This window comes from Ewingella americana (assembly GCF_006438725.1).
Lineage (GTDB): Bacteria > Pseudomonadota > Gammaproteobacteria > Enterobacterales > Enterobacteriaceae > Ewingella > Ewingella americana_A.
Map to the genome: position 1 here is coordinate 71042 of NZ_RCZD01000015.1, position 17572 is coordinate 88613.

22 protein-coding genes are annotated in these 17572 nt (G+C 55.5%); 18 read left to right on the forward strand and 4 right to left on the reverse strand.

Annotated features, from left to right (window positions below; genetic code table 11):
- Positions 1–30 precede the first annotated feature (30 nt).
- From EAH77_RS21605 to EAH77_RS21645, 9 genes are all read left to right on the forward strand, one after another.
- A complete protein-coding gene (locus EAH77_RS21605) occupies positions 31–756 on the forward strand; it encodes a GntR family transcriptional regulator (RefSeq protein WP_140474957.1) in 726 nt (241 codons plus the stop codon).
- 73 nt (positions 757–829) lie between these two features.
- A complete protein-coding gene (gene urtA, locus EAH77_RS21610; RefSeq protein WP_140474959.1) occupies positions 830–2098 on the forward strand; it encodes an urea ABC transporter substrate-binding protein in 1269 nt (422 codons plus the stop codon).
- A gap of 706 nt (positions 2099–2804) precedes the next feature.
- Positions 2805–4373, forward strand: coding sequence for an urea ABC transporter permease subunit UrtB (urtB, locus tag EAH77_RS21615; protein WP_140475043.1), 1569 nt, complete (start codon positions 2805–2807; stop codon positions 4371–4373).
- Positions 4373–5446 (forward strand): urea ABC transporter permease subunit UrtC, encoded by a 1074-nt coding sequence (gene urtC, locus EAH77_RS21620; RefSeq protein ID WP_140474961.1) that lies wholly within the window; start codon positions 4373–4375, stop codon positions 5444–5446. Before urtB ends, urtC begins: the two co-directional genes overlap by 1 nt.
- Positions 5446–6252, forward strand: a complete 807-nt coding sequence (gene urtD / locus EAH77_RS21625; RefSeq protein WP_194150528.1) for an urea ABC transporter ATP-binding protein UrtD — start codon at positions 5446–5448, stop codon at positions 6250–6252. The genes urtC and urtD overlap by 1 nt, the downstream gene beginning before the upstream one ends.
- Before the next feature lie 18 nt (positions 6253–6270).
- Positions 6271–6969, forward strand: coding sequence for an urea ABC transporter ATP-binding subunit UrtE (gene urtE, locus EAH77_RS21630; RefSeq protein ID WP_140474963.1), 699 nt, complete (start codon positions 6271–6273; stop codon positions 6967–6969).
- Between the two features lie 136 nt (positions 6970–7105).
- Positions 7106–7330: a hypothetical protein gene (locus EAH77_RS21635; protein ID WP_161985840.1), complete on the forward strand. Its 225-nt coding sequence runs from the start codon at positions 7106–7108 to the stop codon at positions 7328–7330.
- Positions 7308–7724 (forward strand): DUF2442 domain-containing protein, encoded by a 417-nt coding sequence (locus EAH77_RS21640; protein WP_140474967.1) that lies wholly within the window; start codon positions 7308–7310, stop codon positions 7722–7724. Before EAH77_RS21635 ends, EAH77_RS21640 begins: the two co-directional genes overlap by 23 nt.
- Positions 7724–8107, forward strand: a complete 384-nt coding sequence (locus EAH77_RS21645; protein ID WP_140474969.1) for a hypothetical protein — start codon at positions 7724–7726, stop codon at positions 8105–8107. Before EAH77_RS21640 ends, EAH77_RS21645 begins: the two co-directional genes overlap by 1 nt.
- 66 nt (positions 8108–8173) lie before the next feature.
- Here the strand turns inward: EAH77_RS21645 and EAH77_RS21650 are convergent, their stop codons facing one another.
- Positions 8174–8422: a GlsB/YeaQ/YmgE family stress response membrane protein gene (locus tag EAH77_RS21650; RefSeq protein WP_140474971.1), complete on the reverse strand. Its 249-nt coding sequence runs from the start codon at positions 8420–8422 to the stop codon at positions 8174–8176.
- 407 nt (positions 8423–8829) lie between these two features.
- Here EAH77_RS21650 and bhsA point away from each other — a divergent pair, with 407 nt between their 5' ends.
- Both bhsA and EAH77_RS21660 read left to right on the forward strand, forming a co-directional pair.
- Positions 8830–9087 (forward strand): multiple stress resistance protein BhsA, encoded by a 258-nt coding sequence (gene bhsA / locus EAH77_RS21655; protein ID WP_140474973.1) that lies wholly within the window; start codon positions 8830–8832, stop codon positions 9085–9087.
- A gap of 214 nt (positions 9088–9301) precedes the next feature.
- On the forward strand, positions 9302–9748 hold the full coding sequence (locus tag EAH77_RS21660; protein ID WP_140474975.1) for a GNAT family N-acetyltransferase: 447 nt from the start codon (positions 9302–9304) through the stop codon (positions 9746–9748).
- 43 nt (positions 9749–9791) lie between these two features.
- Here EAH77_RS21660 and yfcF read toward each other — a convergent pair whose 3' ends face one another.
- Positions 9792–10424, reverse strand: a complete 633-nt coding sequence (gene yfcF / locus EAH77_RS21665) for a glutathione transferase (protein ID WP_140474977.1) — start codon at positions 10422–10424, stop codon at positions 9792–9794.
- Positions 10425–10591: 167 nt separating this feature from the next.
- Between yfcF and EAH77_RS21670 the strand changes: the two genes are divergently transcribed.
- Complete coding sequence (locus tag EAH77_RS21670) at positions 10592–11134, forward strand: hypothetical protein (RefSeq protein WP_140474979.1); 543 nt, start codon at positions 10592–10594, stop codon at positions 11132–11134.
- A gap of 4 nt (positions 11135–11138) precedes the next feature.
- The gene (locus EAH77_RS21675; protein WP_140474981.1) at positions 11139–11618 is read left to right on the forward strand and encodes a GNAT family N-acetyltransferase; all 480 of its coding nucleotides are present in this window, start codon (positions 11139–11141) and stop codon (positions 11616–11618) included.
- A gap of 9 nt (positions 11619–11627) precedes the next feature.
- On the opposite strand, the gene EAH77_RS21680 is transcribed toward EAH77_RS21675, so the two are convergent.
- Both EAH77_RS21680 and EAH77_RS21685 read right to left on the reverse strand, forming a co-directional pair.
- On the reverse strand, positions 11628–12080 hold the full coding sequence (locus tag EAH77_RS21680; RefSeq protein WP_140474983.1) for a GNAT family N-acetyltransferase: 453 nt from the start codon (positions 12078–12080) through the stop codon (positions 11628–11630).
- A 44-nt stretch (positions 12081–12124) separates the two neighbouring features.
- Positions 12125–12691, reverse strand: a complete 567-nt coding sequence (locus EAH77_RS21685; RefSeq protein WP_140474985.1) for a helix-turn-helix domain-containing protein — start codon at positions 12689–12691, stop codon at positions 12125–12127.
- Between the two features lie 135 nt (positions 12692–12826).
- Between EAH77_RS21685 and EAH77_RS21690 the strand changes: the two genes are divergently transcribed.
- The 5 genes from EAH77_RS21690 to EAH77_RS21710 all read left to right on the forward strand — a co-directional run bounded on the left by EAH77_RS21690 (position 12827) and on the right by EAH77_RS21710 (position 17493).
- On the forward strand, positions 12827–14005 hold the full coding sequence (locus tag EAH77_RS21690) for a benzoate/H(+) symporter BenE family transporter (protein WP_140474987.1): 1179 nt from the start codon (positions 12827–12829) through the stop codon (positions 14003–14005).
- 151 nt (positions 14006–14156) lie between these two features.
- Entirely contained in the window at positions 14157–15188 is a 1032-nt protein-coding gene (idnD, locus tag EAH77_RS21695) for an L-idonate 5-dehydrogenase (RefSeq protein WP_140474989.1), read from the forward strand.
- Positions 15189–15270: 82 nt separating this feature from the next.
- A complete protein-coding gene (locus tag EAH77_RS21700) occupies positions 15271–15867 on the forward strand; it encodes a DJ-1/PfpI family protein (RefSeq protein WP_140474991.1) in 597 nt (198 codons plus the stop codon).
- 118 nt (positions 15868–15985) lie between these two features.
- Complete coding sequence (locus EAH77_RS21705) at positions 15986–16540, forward strand: cysteine hydrolase family protein (RefSeq protein ID WP_140474993.1); 555 nt, start codon at positions 15986–15988, stop codon at positions 16538–16540.
- Between the two features lie 38 nt (positions 16541–16578).
- Positions 16579–17493, forward strand: a complete 915-nt coding sequence (locus tag EAH77_RS21710; RefSeq protein ID WP_140475047.1) for a GlxA family transcriptional regulator — start codon at positions 16579–16581, stop codon at positions 17491–17493.
- Positions 17494–17572: the final 79 nt, after the last annotated feature.

Below are 17572 nucleotides of genomic sequence, written 5' to 3' on the forward strand. Positions count from 1 at the left end.
TTTAAAACGACAGGGCGAAACGGGATTGCTATGCAACTGACAGGTCCTAAATCTGCACGCAGTAAAAACACCCGCCCGGAAGGGCTGGCGGAACGCATTTACCAGCAGTTGAAAGACGATATTTTCAGCTTCCGCCTGCTGCCGGGCGACCGTTTCAGCGAGAACGATATCGCCGACCGCATGGACGTCAGCCGCACACCGGTGCGTCAGGCACTGTTCTGGCTTGAGCGCGAAGGCTATGTCGAAGTGTTCTTTCGCAGCGGCTGGCAGGTGCGCCCGTTCGATTTCGACTTCTTCGAGCAGTTGTATGACCTGCGTATTGTGCTGGAGCTGGAAGCGGTGAAACGTCTGTGCGCCTGCCCGCCGGGATCTCAACCACTGCAACTGGCTGAGCTGAAAGATTTCTGGATCGATCAGCCACGGCTGGAAGACGGCCAGACGGTATCGCGCTTTGACGAAGAGTTTCACATGACGCTGGTGGCTGCCGCCGGTAACGCGGAGATGGCGCGCATCCACCGCGAGCTGACCGAGAAAATCCGCATCATCCGCCGGCTGGATTTCACCAAAGACGAGCGGGTGAACGCCACATACAAAGAACACGCGAGCATTTTGCTCGCCATCATCGGGCAACGCACTGAGGAGGCACAACGCCAACTACACGACCATATTGCCGTCAGTAAAGCCGAGGTGCGCAAAATTACCCTGCATATGCTGCATCAGGCCCGGGCGGAGAATGACGGAAGCCTTCCGTCATGACTTTTTTAAATGTGTTTTCGACTTTCACCATAACAGCGTTCTCTTAATCATTTTTACTTTCGAGGGTACATCTATGCAACGTCGACGTTTTATTAAAGCCTTTGCTCTGTCCGCCACCGTAGTCAGCATGGGGTTAGCCTGGAGCGCACAGGCTGCCGACACCATTAAAGTCGGCATCATGCACTCGCTTTCCGGCACCATGGCGATTTCTGAAACGCCGCTGAAAGACATCGCGCTGATGACCATTGACGACATCAACGCCAAAGGCGGCGTGCTCGGCAAAAAACTCGAACCGGTAGTGGTCGATCCGGCCTCTAACTGGCCGCTGTTCGCCGAAAAAGCCCGCCAGCTGCTGACGCAGGATAAGGTCGCCGTGGTGTTCGGCTGCTGGACATCGGTGTCGCGTAAATCGGTGCTGCCGGTGTTTGAAGAGCTGAACGGTCTGCTGTTCTACCCGGTGCAATACGAAGGCGAAGAGATGTCGCCAAACGTGTTCTACACCGGCGCCGCGCCTAACCAGCAGGCGATCCCGGCGGTGGAATATCTGATGAGTGAAGACGGCGGCGCGGCCAAACGCTTCTTCCTGCTCGGCACCGACTACGTCTATCCGCGCACCACCAACAAAATCCTGCGCGCCTTCCTGCACTCCAAAGGCGTGAAAGACAGCGATATCGAAGAGGTTTATACGCCGTTCGGTTACAGCGATTATCAGACCATCGTCTCCAACATTAAGAAATTCTCCGCAGGCGGCAAAACGGCGGTGATCTCCACCATCAACGGCGATTCCAACGTGCCGTTCTACAAAGAGCTGGCGAATCAGGGCGTGAAAGCCACCGACGTACCGGTGGTGGCGTTCTCGGTCGGCGAAGAAGAACTGCGCGGCATCGACACCAAACCGCTGGTCGGCGACCTCGCGGCGTGGAACTACTTTGAGTCCGTCGATAACCCAACCAATAAGAAATTCGTCGCCGAATGGAAGGCTTACGCCAAAGCCCACAAACTGCCGAACGCCGACAGTGCCGTGACCAACGATCCGATGGAAGCCACTTACGTCGGTATCCATATGTGGGCGCAGGCCGTTGAGAAAGCCGGGACCACCGACGTCGATAAAGTCCGCGCCGCCATGGCCGGGCAAACCTTCGCCGCACCGTCTGGCTTCACGCTGACCATGGATGCGACCAACCATCACCTGCATAAACCAGTGATGATCGGCGAAATCGAAGCCAACGGGCAGTTCAACGTGGTCTGGCAGACCGACAAACCGATCCGCGCCCAACCGTGGAGTCCTTACATCGTTGGGAACGATAAGAAGCCGGATACACCGGTGAAGACGGCTAATTAGGGCTGGCAGCCCACACCCGCTAAGACCTTGGGCTCGCCGCCCAAACTGGCTAAGACCGCGGGCTTGCAGCCCACACCCGCCAAGACCTTGGGCTCGCCGCCCACACTGGCCCAAAGGAGGCATAAACGTGCCTCCTTTGGAATCCTGCGTTTTTTCTCTGAGACACCGACAGCTTCGCGCCATACAGGCACCGTGTTCCAGGAGCATCCGTTCTCGCCGCAAAATACCGCCGCTACGCGGTACCTTCGCGGCGGGTTCGAGCCATAGGTCTCGAACCTCTTGCTCAGCGGAATTTTTGACTGCGGCCTAATGGCTATGTAAGTCAAAAAAATAGCAGAGCAAGTCTGTTTTGACCTTAAAAATGCCTCAAAGGCGCAGTCAAAACGGCGGCGAATGAACGGTGAGAAACCGCACGGGTCTTTTTCCGGGCGGGTCCGAACCTGAAATGAGAGCACCGCGCAGCGGCGCCGTTTGCGCCGTGAACGGAAGTCTCTGAAACACGTTCCCTGCCAGCAGCGATAGCTGTCGGTGTCACAAACAAAAAGGCGCGGGATGTCCAGAAGGGGCGCGCCTTGGCGCTCCTTCTGGGCGGGTGTGGGCTGCAAGCCCGCGGTTTAAGCCGGTTTGGGCGGCGAGCCCAAGGTCTTGGCGGGTGTGGGCTGCAAGCCCGCGGTCTTAGGAATACAACTTTTACGGCGAAGACATGATGAAAACTCTACTCCGATTACTGCTTTTCATAGCCTATGGCCTGCCACTACTGGCGCATGCCGGTTCAGCCAACGAGTTTGCTGCCGCCAGCCGCAGCCAGCAGGCCACGTTGTTACAACAATGGGCGGCGGATCCGCAGTCGGAAAGACTGCCGCTGCTTGAGGCGCTGAAGCAGGAAAACGTGGTGACCGACGACGCTAAACACGCCTTCATCCAAAATGGTGACCAGTTCACGCCGCTGGAAGGTGATGCAAAACCGCAGGGCGACACCAAAAAAGTCTGGCTGAACAACCGCCTGCGGATCCTGATCGCCAATGCGCTCTCCGCCCACCGGCTGGTCAGCACCGACAGCGCCGTGCGTTTACAGGCCGCGAAATCTTTACAGCGTGAAGCACAGGCCGATCAGTTGCCGTTGCTGATACATCGTTTTGAGGTGGAAAAAGACCGCGCGGTGCATGACGCGCTGGCTATCGCACTGGCGAATTTACAGCTGGCAGATACCAATCCGCAGGTGCGCCTGAACGCCGTCGAACTGCTCGGCAGCTCCGGCGACCCGGACACCCAGGGTCGCCTGCAAAGTCTGACCGACCCGAAAACTGAAGCCGACGCTACGGTGCGCGCCGCCGCCGTTGTCAGCCTGAAAGCGGTACAGCACCGCTTACTGATAGGCGATCTGCTGGGTCAGGCGTTTACCGGTTTGTCGCTCGGCTCGATTCTGCTGCTGGCCGCACTGGGGCTGGCGATCACGTATGGCCTGCTCGGCGTGATCAACATGGCGCACGGCGAGATGCTGATGCTCGGCTCCTACTCGACTTACATGGTGCAGTCGCTGTTTCAGCACTACGCGCCGGGGCTGCTGGCGCTCTATCCGCTGGTGGCGCTGCCAGTGGCCTTCTTTATTACCGCAGGTATCGGTATGGCGCTGGAGCGCACGGTGATCCGCCATTTATATGGCCGCCCGCTGGAAACGCTGCTGGCGACCTGGGGCATCAGTCTGATTCTGATTCAGGGCGTGCGCGTGCTGTTTGGCGCGCAGAACCTGGAAGTGGCCAACCCGGGCTGGCTCTCCGGCGGCATTCAGCTGCTGCCCAATCTGGTACTGCCGTACAACCGCATCGCGGTGATCGTTTTCGTGCTGCTGGTGCTCGCCCTGACCTGGCTGCTGCTCAATAAAACCCGCCTCGGCATGAACGTGCGGGCCGTCACTCAAAACCGCGCCATGGCCGCCTGCTGTGGCGTGCCGACCGGCCGCGTCGATATGTTGGCGTTCGGGCTGGGTTCCGGCATCGCGGGCTTAGGCGGCGTGGCGCTGTCGCAGCTCGGCAATGTCGGCCCTGAACTTGGGCAGGGTTACATCATCGACTCCTTCCTGGTGGTGGTGCTCGGCGGTGTCGGTCAGCTGGCAGGCACGGTGGTCGCGGCCTTTGGGCTCGGCATTGTGAACAAAATTCTTGAGCCGGAAATCGGCGCGGTACTGGGCAAAATCCTGATCCTCGCGCTGATCATCCTGTTTATCCAGAAACGTCCGCAGGGACTGTTCGCCTTCAAAGGCCGGGTGATTGACTGATGAGCCAACCTCTAACCATTACCGGCGTACAAAAAGCGCCGAAGATTGCGATAACCGTGGGCATTATTGTGCTGATTGCGCTGATGATCATGCCCTTTTTGGCGCTGCTGCCGGCGGAGAATCCGCTGTCGATCTCCACCTACACGCTGACGCTGGTCGGTAAGATCCTGTGCTATGCGATCGTGGCGATCGCCCTCGATCTGGTGTGGGGCTATGCCGGTTTGCTGTCGCTCGGTCACGGCCTGTTTTTCGCCCTCGGCGGTTACGCGATGGGCATGTATTTAATGCGTCAGGCGGCGGGCAGCGGCCTGCCGGACTTCATGTCGTTTCTGTCATGGACCGAACTGCCGTGGTTCTGGGCCGGTACTCAGCATTTCGCCTGGGCGCTGTGTCTGATCGTGCTGGTACCCGGCGCGCTGGCATTTGTGTTCGGCTACTTCGCTTTCCGCTCGAAAATCAAAGGCGTTTATTTTTCCATCATGACCCAGGCGCTGACCTACGCCGGAATGCTGCTGTTTTTCCGCAATGAAACCGGCTTCGGCGGTAACAACGGTTTTACCGGCTTCACCACCCTGCTCGGCTTTCCTGTCACCGCCACCGGCACCCGCATCGGGTTATTTTTGATGACCGTGTTGGTGCTGGTCTTCAGCCTGGCACTGGGCTTCGCGCTGGCGCGCAGCAAATATGGCCGCGTGCTGACCGCCGTGCGCGACGCCGAAAACCGGCTGATTTTCTGCGGCTATGACCCGAAAGGTTTCAAGCTGTTCGTGTGGACGCTCTCCGCCATGCTGTGCGGCCTGGCGGGCGCGCTGTACGTGCCGCAGGTCGGCATCATTAACCCCAGCGAAATGTCGCCGACCAACTCCATCGAAGCCGCCATCTGGGTGGCGCTCGGCGGACGCGGCACGCTGATCGGCCCGATTCTTGGCGCAGGTATCGTCAACGGCACGAAAAGCTGGTTCACCGTCGCCATCCCCGAATACTGGCAGTTTGTTCTCGGCGGCATGTTCATTGTGGTGACGCTGTTCCTGCCGCAAGGCGTGATTGGCCTGCTGCGCAAGAGGAAATCCTGATGAATCCGATGACCATGACCGACGATCTTTTTACCCAGCCGCATCTGGCGGACAGGCACCGCGAACAGACCGACCCGATTTTGCAGTTGGAAAACATCAACGTCAGTTTTGATGGTTTTAAGGCGCTGACCAATTTGTCGCTGAATATTGGCGTCGGCGAGTTGCGCTGCGTGATCGGCCCGAACGGCGCGGGGAAAACCACGCTGATGGACGTGATCACCGGCAAAACCAAACCGCAGAGTGGCAGCGTGTTTTACGACCAGCGCACCGATCTCACGAAGCTCGATCCGGTGCGTATCGCGCAGTCCGGTATTGGCCGAAAATTCCAGAAACCGACGGTGTTTGAAGCGCTGACGGTGTTCGAAAATCTGGAGATCGCGCAGAAAACCAATAAATCGGTCTGGGCCTGTCTGCGCGCCAAAATGAACAGCGAACAGCGCGACCGCATCGATGAAATGCTCGGCACGCTGCGGCTGGCGGCGGAACGTCATCGCCCGGCGGGTTTGCTGTCACACGGCCAGAAGCAGTTTCTGGAAATTGGTATGTTGCTGGTGCAGGAGCCGCATTTGCTGCTGCTCGACGAACCCGCAGCAGGCATGACCGACGCCGAAACCGAATACACCGCCGAGCTGTTCAAACAGCTGGCGGGCAAGCATTCGCTGATGGTGGTCGAGCACGACATGGGTTTTGTGGAGAGCATTGCCGACCACGTTACCGTGCTGCATCAGGGGCAAGTTTTGGCGGAAGGTTCGCTAAAGCAGGTGCAGGCCAACGAACAGGTTATCGACGTTTATTTAGGGCGCTGAAGCTGAGGAAAGAAACGCATGTTGCAAGTCAATGAACTGAATCAGTTTTACGGCGGCAGCCACATTCTGCGTGGCCTGTCATTCGAGGCAAAAATCGGCGAAGTCACCTGCCTGCTCGGGCGCAACGGCGTCGGTAAAACCACGCTGCTAAAATGCCTGATGGGGCTGATCCCGGCGAAATCCGGCACCATCAGCTGGCAGGATCAGGTGATCAACACCCGCAAACCGCATCAGCGCGTGCAGGCTGGCATCGCCTATGTCCCGCAGGGTCGCGAGATTTTTCCGCGTCTGACGGTAGAAGAAAATCTGCTGATGGGGCTGTCGCGCTTTTCCGGCAGCAACGCCAAACAGGTGCCGGACGAAATCTACCACCTGTTCCCGATCCTGCTGGAAATGAAGCATCGGCGCGGCGGTGATTTGTCCGGTGGTCAGCAGCAACAGCTGGCCATTGGCCGCGCACTGGCCTGCAAACCCAGCCTGCTGATCCTCGACGAACCCACCGAAGGCATTCAGCCCTCGGTCATCAAAGAGATCGGCGCGGTCATCAAACAGTTGGCCGCCAAAGGCGACATGGCGATCCTGCTGGTCGAGCAATTCTACGACTTCGCCGCCGATCTGGCCGACAGCTATCTGGTGATGTCGCGCGGCAGCATCATAAAACGCGGTCGTGGCGAGGAAATGGAGGCCGAGGGCGTGCGGGGGTTGGTGGCGATTTAACTTTCCCTCACAGCCCCACGATTCGGGTTGTGCAAAAAAATAGCTATTTGAGTCCCACGAGCGCATCATAAACCTAACTGCTAGGTTTATGGATAAACTCATGCCCACAATTCTTCGTTTTTCAGGATGGATAATCATGGTTTACAGCCATGATCATCCGCCGCGCCATGTTCATCTGAGGCGCGGCGACCAAAGAATCAAGTTAGCTTTTACCCGTGACTCATTAAACTACGACACAATGGAAATTTATCGAGTGAGCACATTCGCAGAGATCAAAAGTTTGTTTCGCTTTTTAGAAGCAAATGTCATCACGCTCAATACTGAGTGGGAGAAAATACATGGCAACACTGACGCAATTTGAAGCGGCGCTGCAGCGCGGAAAACAAACGGCTACAGACCCTTCCCGCCCGGTTTCAGTGGAATACCGGCCACAGCAGCATGCCTTTATGATTATGCATGGCAATGGTGTTGGATATCTCATCAATATTGATTTGATTAAAGAACTTGAGCATGCCACTGCGGAGCAGCTTAATACCGCTGAAGTTGATGGATTCAGCAAGGCACTGCGTGTTTCCGCCTGTGATGTGGATATTTATCTACCGGGATTACTGGCAAAGATCCTTTTCGATGCCAGCGATTTACAGAAAATTGTCGCCTCCATTAATGGTGCAATGCGCAGCGCATTAAAAGCCAGTGCCAGCCGTGAGAACGGTAAAAAAGGCGGGCGACCTCGTAAAAGCGCAGAGTCCAGCTAATGCCAAAAATCAAAAGTCAGGAAGCCCTGGTGCGTGGCCGTAAGCGCTGGGTAATGTTTGCCGCGCTGGCACTGGTGATTGCCGGAAGTTATCTGTGGTGGAAAAAAGGCACGCTGGTATCTGAAGAGTGGAGCCCGAACAAAGAGTATGTGGCGCGGGAATTTAAAACCTACGACTTTATTCCGCGCATGACCATGCCGGGAGACGGCGGCCATTATTCAGGGTATATCCGGGTTTATAACAAAAAGGGCGCACGGCTCTACGAAGAGTACGCGGATCTGCTGGATTTCATCGAAGGGCCTTACTGGGTCAAAGAAGGGGTCTACTGGATGGGAACCGATAATCAGGACATTGTGCGTTTGCCCTCCTCGCCGGTGGACTGAGTTTTTTAGACACAAAAAAGCCGCGACCGGCGCGGCTTTTCAACGTTCAGACGAAGCAGAATATTATCAGCTGCGAATTTTACGGTAGATAAACAGCACCACCAGCGCACCGATCACGGCGACGATAAAGCTGCCGAAGTTGAAACCATCTACGCGACCAAAACCGAAGAACGTACTGATATAACCCCCAACCACGGCACCGACGACGCCCAGAACAACGGTCAGGATAAACCCGCCGCCATCTTTACCCGGCATGATCCATTTGGCCAAAATACCTGCAATCAGACCAAAAATAATCCAGGATAAAATTCCCATTTCACACTCCTCCAAATAAATGTCGTTACCGTGAATGTTGTTGAGCCAATATGGCGCTAACCATCACGGAACGAATGTCGTTCTGTTTTCGGCGCTGCGAATAATCAACCGTAAACTGCTTTTCTTACCCTACACAGTGAAGTCTAGCAGAGATCAGGAAACCCGCTCAAAATCAGGGGGAAGGGCAATTTTCCGTCAATTTATGCTGTGTTTTTCAGCCGGTGTAAACGGCCAGGACGTTTCGTCAATCGGCCGCAGCGGGCTGTAAAATTGCGTAAAAAGTAGACCAATTTTTTTGAATGACTTCCTCAAATCAATCCGTTTTTCATGCGCACCGAACAGGCCTATTATTCACACATCGAAAGGCAACCACCTTTCTATCTCATAACCTGAATGGAATAATCATCATGAAAAACGTCAAAATTTTTGCTGTAGCTGCTACCCTTTCCCTGATCTCTTTCGGTAGTTTTGCCGCTGAGCAGGTTACACAACCCGCTGACGGTGCGCAGAAAATCGGCGTGATCTCCGTTGCTGGCCCAACCACGTTGGGGGGTCTGGAAAGCAAACTGGCCGCTCAGGCAGCTGACGCCGGTGCCTCTTCTTACCGCATCCTCTCCGTGACCGGTAACAACCGTATGCACGCTGACGCTGAAATCTATAAATAAGCGTATTCAGTAAAACCCGACGGTACTGATCGTCAAAAAGCCTGTGGAACGCGCCATCTTAATGGCAGCACTCCACAGGCTTTTGTCGTTATGAATAGACGCCATTGGTGAACCGCGCATCGCCCCCTTCTATTAAGACTTTTTTTATCCCATCGATTGCATATGTTACAACGCGTTACTATTCTGAGGCTTACTTTCATCAAAAGGAGTCGTCATGAAAACACGGATAACCGCCGCGCCAACGGATCGCGATGTTGAAGAGATTAAAAACAGGATGCGTAAATTCAACAGCAACTTTGTTCCGCAGCAAAAACTCCGTGCGTTAGGGATTTTTGTAGAGGATGAGAATGGCGAGAAACAGGCCGGCATTGTGGCTGAAACCGTCGGTAATTGGATGTACATCCAGATACTTTGGGTTGATGAGTCTTTGCGCGGTAAAGACGTCGGCACGCAGTTGATCAACGAAGCGGAAGAAGAAGCTAAAGCGCGTGGCTGCCGTTATGCATTGGTCGATACATTAAGTTTTCAGGCCCGGCCCTTCTATGAACGTATGGGCTATAGTCTGCAATTAGCGCTGGAAGATTACATTGCAGATATCCGCGCACCGGCTGATGCGCCGTCCGCCCATACACGATTTTACCTCACTAAACGACTTGCATGAGGTGTTAGCGCAGTAAGCATCCCAGCTTGCTGCGCTCGTCATTCTATTTAGCCGACAATGCCAGCCACTCTTTGACCGCCGGGCGCTGCCATTGGGCTTCGGCATAAGCGGCCAGTTTTTCAGGTATCGCATCACCGTTTAGCCGCAGACGATTCAGCATCAGCGCCAAATCCGTATCCGCAATACACCATTCGCCGAACAAATTTTCACGGTCTTCGAGTAAACGCTCGGCGGCGCTAATCAGTTTTTCCGCCGCAGCCTGACCTTTGGGTGTCAGCGCCGGACATTTTTTGCCGCCAAAAACCACTTCGGTTGAACGCTCTTCGCGGATCGGCATTAAATCGCTGCGAAGCCACGCCTGGACTTCGCGCGCCTTGGCGCGTTTTTCCGCATCATCAGGGTAAATCGCCGGAAACGTCGGGGCCGGGAACAACTCCTCAACGTATTCATCGATGGCGGAAGATTCAGACAGGACAAAGCTGCCGTTGGTCAGCGTCGGAACGCGGCGGGTCACGGAAATGGCCGAATAATGATCTTTCAGGTTTTCGGCATCGGCCAGATCGACGGTTTCCAGCTCAAAGGGAATGCCTTTTTCGGTCAGCGCCACGAAGGCAGACATGACGTAGGGGCTGAAATAATTGGCATCGGAATAAAGCGTCAGCAAAGGTTGGCTCATCGGAACTCCTGAAATGGCGGAAAAGTTTAAGAATGAAAAACATAACGCAGAACGCGGGATGTGTCTTGGATAAACCACACCGATGCATTAAACGTTTCGCTTAGCACAGCCATCTCCCTATACTGCTGAAATCCCCTGATGTCGGGTTTTTACTCCAGGAATAGACCATGAAAAAACGGAACCTTGCCTTTGCGTTGCTCCTGCCGTTGCTGGTATGTGCAGCGCAGGCTTCATCCCCCAAGGAGATCAAAGCGCGATTCAATCAGTTTAAGGTTGGCGACAAAACGATCTGCTTAGATGAATTCACCTATCCCAACAACCTGAAAATGAAATCTTTTGAGAACGGGTTTGTGGTCAGTAAGAAAAACAATGTTCTGACTTATCAGATAGTCAGCATGTTTTTACTGGGCAACGACGTGACGGCCAATGTGAAAGCCATCGTCGAGAGCCGGGCGGGGAAAAACGGATTGAGCACGACGTTTAAACAGGCCTTTATCGACGTGTCAGGTATGGATAAACCCGAACAGGCCGATGCAAAAGCTAAACTTATCCGCGAGTTTGAAAAGATGACCAGCGCCAAACAAGAGGATCTGCCTTACAGCTCGATTGTCCTCAACGATAAGGGCTACGTCATCACCACCGTGGAAACCAACGGTACCAGCGTCAGCGAATGTTTTGTGACGCCGTATAAAAAGCCGACCAAGGATTGATCATATGACTGTATTGTCCCCCATGAGCGACACCTTTTTCCTGCAATTTCTTGAGAAAATGGCCGACGATTATGCCAAAGAGAATGTCCAATCAGGCCGCTGGCCGCCGGAAAATGCCCTGGACAGGTCACGGGGTGAAATAGCCCGATTACTTCCTCAGGGCACGGCTACGCCGGACAACTATCTGTTTGAAATTAAAACGGATAGCCAAGGGGAAACTGCCGGTTATATCTGGTTTGCGGTCAGCGATCGTCAGGGCGAGCGCAGCGCGTTTATTTATGAAGTGTCAGTGTTTGAGACATTTCGCCGTCAGGGCCATGCCCGTGCCGCCTTTTTGCAGTTGGAAGAGAAAGTCCGCGAGCTGGGTTTGAAATCCATCGGGTTGAATGTGTTTTATCACAACAGTGGAGCGCAGGCGTTGTATGCCGGCCTGGGCTATGCGCCGACCAATCTGACCATGGTAAAAGCGCTAAAAGCGAGATAACAGCGCCGATCAGCGCTGATATTTGATGAAATCCGTCTGCACACCGATCCGGTCATACAGTTTGCGGGCGGTATGATTAGAGGTTTTCGTGGTCCAGTAGACGTTGGCTTTGTCGTTTTGGTCCGCGTAGGCGTACACCGCTTCCACCAGTTTCTGCCCGATGCCCAATTTGCGCGCGCTGTCGTCAACGTACAGATCCTGCAAATAGACCACCTGCTGCATATGCCAGCCATGATCGTGATTGATGCAGTTCACCAGCCCAACCAACTTTCCCTGATACTCCGCCACATAGCCAAACATGCTGACATAGTCAGGCTGCGACAGGCGCTGGAAAGTGTAGTCGAACTGTGCCGGATCGAGCTCTGACTGGTAAAAATCCAGATAACCGCGCCACAGAATTTCCCAACCTTCACGGTCAGCGGGCATTAATGGACGCACGCTAACCTCTTGTGATGAACTCATAGGATGCTTTCCCCACATAAACAGATGCCACAGGTAACAGGCCATCAGGGCCAGGTGTGGGGATAATGTATCAGGTCATGAAAACGGACGGTATCTGCGCTTTCATTGCGGTAGGCATGCGGGCAATCCGCCGCAAAACGCAGCGCCTCACCGGCGTGAAGCGTGCGGATGACGCCATCCACCTCCAGCGTTAACTGCCCCTCAAGCACGATCACATGTTCAATGACGCCCTTCTCATGGGGTGACGATTCACTGATACCGCCCGGATCCATCGCTATCAGAAACATGTCCATACGCAGGGCAACATCGAAAGGAAACAGCGGCACCACGCGCATACCGGAAGTCTCGCTGTCAAACGTCGCCAGCAGGCCATGGCGGTGCAGCGTGGAGGAGAGTTTGGGTGGCGTTTCGATAAATTCTGAAAACGAGACATTCAGCCCGCTGGCGATTTTCCACAGCATCGCCACCGTCGGGCTGGATTCCCCGCGCTCAATCTGGCCGAGCATCGCCTTACTCACGCCGGTTTTCTCCGCCGTCTGGCTGAGGCTCCAGCCACGTTCGGCACGCACCGTTTTGAGTTGTTTGCCTATCCGTTGGGCGAGTTCTTGCATCTGGCTCCCTTCATTCGGGCTGCTGAATGGGTGTTGTGCGTTATAACGCACGGTGATATGTTGAGCGCATCCCCTGTGCGCTATAACGCACAACAGAATACCGCCGTCGTCGCCTGACCAGAAGGATTTTCACTCATGACTTCCCGATTAAAGGATTTCACCTTTTCCGCCGTGATCGCCGGTTTTGTGGCGGTGATGGTGGGCTATACCAGTTCGGCAGCGATTATCTTCCAGGCCGCTGAAGCGGCAGGGGCCAGCGTAGCGCAAATCGGCGGATGGCTGACGATGCTGGGCCTCGGGATGGGCGTGACCTCTATCGGGCTGTCGCTCTGGTATCGCACGCCGGTGGTGACGGCCTGGTCCACGCCGGGCGCGGCACTGCTGGTCACCAGCCTGCCAGGAACCTCGATTAACGACGCCATCGGGGTGTTTATTTTTGCCACCGGGCTGATTCTGCTGTGCGGCGTGACTGGCCTGTTCGCCCGGCTGATGCAATATATTCCGCAGGCACTGTCGGCAGCGATGCTCGGCGGCATTTTGCTGCGCTTCGGGCTGGACGCTTTCACCTCGCTGCAAAGCAATTTCCCACTGGCGGGCGCGATGTGTCTGGCGTATCTGCTGGCCCGCCGCCTGCTGCCCCGCTACGCGATTGTCCTGACGCTGGCCGCCGGGCTGATTGTTGCCGCGTGGCAGGGTGATATCGCCTTGCAGGGTCAGACGCTGACATTTGCCACGCCGGAATTTGTTATGCCGCACTTCTCACTCGCCGCATTGCTGGGTATCGGCATTCCCTTTTTCGTGGTCACCATGGCGTCACAGAACGCACCGGGCATCGCGACGCTCAAGGCGCATGGTTATAACCCGCCGGTATCATCACTGATTTCATGGACTGCGCTGGTGGCGTTGATCTTGGCCCCGTTCGGCGGATTTACCGTCTGTATCGCCGCCATTACCGCCGCGATTTGCATGGGTGAGGATGTGCATCCTGACCCGAAAAAGCGCTATATGGCCGCCGTGGCAGCGGGAGGATTCTATCTGCTGGCGGGTCTGTTTGGTGGCTCAATTGGCATGTTGTTTACCGCATTGCCGACGCCACTGATTCACACCATCGCCGGGCTGGCTCTGCTCGGGACGATTTCCGGCAGCTTGCACCGCGCCCTGGCAGAAGAGAGCCAGCGTGATGCCGCCATCGTCACTTTTCTGATCACCGCCTCCGGGCTGTCATTGCTCGGGGTCGGTTCGGCCTTCTGGGGACTGGTTGGCGGGCTGATCACCCACTTTATTCTCCGTTACTCGCGGCAAAAGGCGACGTAAAAGTTGAGGCCGTTCAAGTTCTGGGTAACAGCTTTTCGTAACACGGCTTAAAGTGACGTCGGTCACATTTCTGACCCGCCAAACCCTCTTTACTGGTCCCTATCCTGCCGTAAATGCTGTCGTCACGGCGTCCAATAAAGAGTGAAAAATAATGAATATTGACACCCAATCCTGCGTCGTCACCGGTAAAAAAGATGTCTCTGTGGTCGATCAGAAAATTGATTATCAGGGCCAGGGAACGCTGGTCAGAATCACCCGTGGCGGCATCTGCGGTTCTGATCTGCACTACTACGAGCATGGTCAGGTGGGCGATTTTAAGGTGCGCGAAGCCATGGTGCTCGGCCATGAAGTGGTCGGCGTGGTGGAAAAATCGGACACTGACCGCCTGAAACCTGGACAAAAAGTCGCGCTCAATCCGAGTAAACCGTGTAAAGCCTGTAAGTACTGCCTGTCCGGCGATGAAAATCAGTGCATCACCATGAAATTCTTCGGCAGCGCCATGTATTTCCCGCACATCAACGGCGCGTTCACTCAGTACAAAATCGTCGACAGCAGCCAGTGCATTGCCTTTGATAATCAGGTCAGCGACCGGCTGATGGTGTTCGCCGAGCCGCTGGCGGTGGCCATTCATGCGGTCAACCAAGCCGGTGATATCCGTGGGAAAACGGTGTTTGTCTCCGGCGTCGGCCCGATCGGCTGCCTGATTGTATTAGCCGCAAAAGCTAAAGGCGCGGCAGAAATCATCGTCACCGATCCCAGTGAACGCTGCCGCACGCTGGCGCTGGCCGTCGGTGCGACCAAAGCACTGGACGCATCAAACGGCGATTTCACCGCGTATCAGGCCGAAAAAGGCTATTTTAATGTCTCTTTCGATGCCTCCGGTCATCCCTCTTCCATCCGCCGCTGTCTGGAAGTGACCCGCGCCCGTGGCACACTGGTACAGGTCGGCATGGGCGGCGCAGTCAACGATTTCCCACTGATGATGCTGATTGCCAAAGAGATTAACTGGGTCGGCAGCTTCCGCTTCACCGAAGAGTTCAACACCGCAGTGGAATGGCTGGCGAATCAAACCGTCGATCCGATGCCGCTGCTCTCCGCCGAATTCCCGCAGGGAGATTTGGTTGAAGCACTGGAATTCGCGCTGGATAAATCCAAAGCGTCGAAAGTGCAACTGGTGTTCTGACTCTGCTGAGTCAATCACAATATTAAAACGATGTTTCATTTTAAAATATCCCTCTGATTTTATGTCATGGGGATATTTTTTTATGCAAAAAGACAGCGCCAAAAAGCAGGTCGCACTGCTGCTGGCAGACGGCTTTGAAGAGGGCGAGGCGGTGATCGTGCTCGATATTCTGGAGCGGCTGGAGATTCAGGTCACCACGCTGGCCTGCCAGAAAAACCAGACGCTGCGCAGTTATCACGGCATTCAGATGCAGGCCAATGAGCTGCTGAGCGCACAAGGCGAACGTTTGTTTGATGCCGTGGTGATGCCCGGTGGACCGGAAGGTTCTGTGGCGCTGGCGGCGAACCAAGAGGTGGTGAAATTTGTCCGCCGCCACGATGATGCCGGTAAATGGATCTGCCCGCTCTGTTCTGCGGCTGCGCGCGTTCTGGGCGGCAATAATCTGCTCAAAGGTCGCCGTTACGTCTGTTCCGGCGATTTATACCAAGACGTCAAAGACGGCGTGTACGTGAATCAATCCTTTGTCGAGGACGGTAACCTACTGAGCGGAAAAGGATTAGGACTGGCGTTTGATTTCGCTTTCCAACTGGCCTACCGCCTGACCGGCAACGCCGAAGCCTGCGATTTTCAGGCCGACCATATCGATTATCATCATTGGCGCGCTGATCAAAAAATCTGATCTCCCAGGCGGACGGCGCAGGTCGTCCGCCCCGGCCATCATCATGTCCGTTTTTGGCATTCTCCCCGCATAATTTCAGGTGCACACTGGCCATACACTCACCAGATGGAGTCCGAAAATGACCAAAAGCGCCCTGTTAAACATCGACGTTCAACGTTCTTTCGAGCATCGCCCCTTTTGGCAGGAGGATGATCTTCCGGCATTTCAGCACGCACTTGGCCGCCTGATTGACGGCTGCCAGACCCGTGGCGTGCCGGTGATTGATGTATTCCACGTCAATCCCGAAGGGCCATTCTCCATTGGGTCCGGTCTGGTGACGCCAATGACTTTCCTCAGCCATACGCCAGCGAAAACCGTCCACAAACATGTTCACAATGCGTTGCTGGAATCTGGGCTGGATGCCTGGCTACGCCAACAGGACATCACGCATCTGATCATCGCCGGGCTGCGCACCGAGCAGTGCTGCGAAACCACCACCCGCGTGGCGTCGGATATTGGCTATAAGGTGACGTTCGTGACCGAAGCGACCATGACCTTCCCGATGGCCCACGCCGATGGCGGAGTATTCTCCACGGCTGCCATTAAACGCCACACCGAACTGGTGCTGGCCGATCGTTTCGCCACCATTACTGACGTTGATGGCGCGCTGGCGGAACTCGACCAGGCTGTGTGAAGATGACGTTTTGGTCGCCGATGCACAAAGAGGCTTCTATGGCGCAAGACATCTATTTTGTGACGCTGCCGGGCGTGATGGCGCTCGACCTGGCCGGTCCGGCAGAAGCGTTACGTCTGGCCGGGCAGTTTAGGCTGCACTACATCAGCCCGCAGGCAGAAGCCGAGATGTCCACCGGTCTGGTGGTCGGGCGGCTGCAACCGCTGCCGGATCATCTCGCTGCGGGCAGTATTATCATGGTGCCCGGCGTTGAGCACTCCGCAGAAAACTTCGCCAGTCCGATCGCCCTTCTCACGCGCGACTGGCTGAAGCTGCAAAAACCCGCCATCGAACGGGGTGATTTGACGCTGGTGTGTATCTGCTCCGGCAGCCTGCTGGCCGGTCAGGCCGGTCTGCTTGATGGCTACCAGTGCACAACTCACCATGACGTGATTGCCCGTCTGCGCCAGCAGGTGCCGACGGCGCAGGTGAAAGATAACCGGATTTTCGTCGAAGACCGTTTTATCCTGACCAGCGCCGGGATCACGGCTGGCATCGACCTCTCACTGCACATTATTTCCAACCGCCTGGGTGCACAGGTCGCGCTGGATGTCGCCCGCGAGATGGTGGTCTATTTCCGCCGGGCGGGGGATGATCCACAGCTCTCGCCATGGCTACGCTACCGTAATCACCTGCATCCGGCCGTTCACCGCGCGCAAAACCTGATGTCTGCGACGCCGGAATCCTCATGGCAAGTGGAAGAAGTGGCCGCGAAATCCCACGTCAGCAGCCGCCATCTCACCCGCCTGTTCAAGCAGCATCTGGGGATCAGCGTGCGCGACTATCACGAACAGCTGCGCATCGCGGTTGCACACCAGCGCCTGCAGCAGGGTTTAGGGATTGAGAAAGCCGCGCTGGCGGCAGGTTTTACGTCAGGACGACAGTTCAGGCGGGCGCAGGAAAGGTGGGGGTGAATATTTTTCAAACAGCCAAAGCTACAATGGAATAGGTATATTCTTTTCTACCGCATAATAATAAACTTTCTTACCTTGC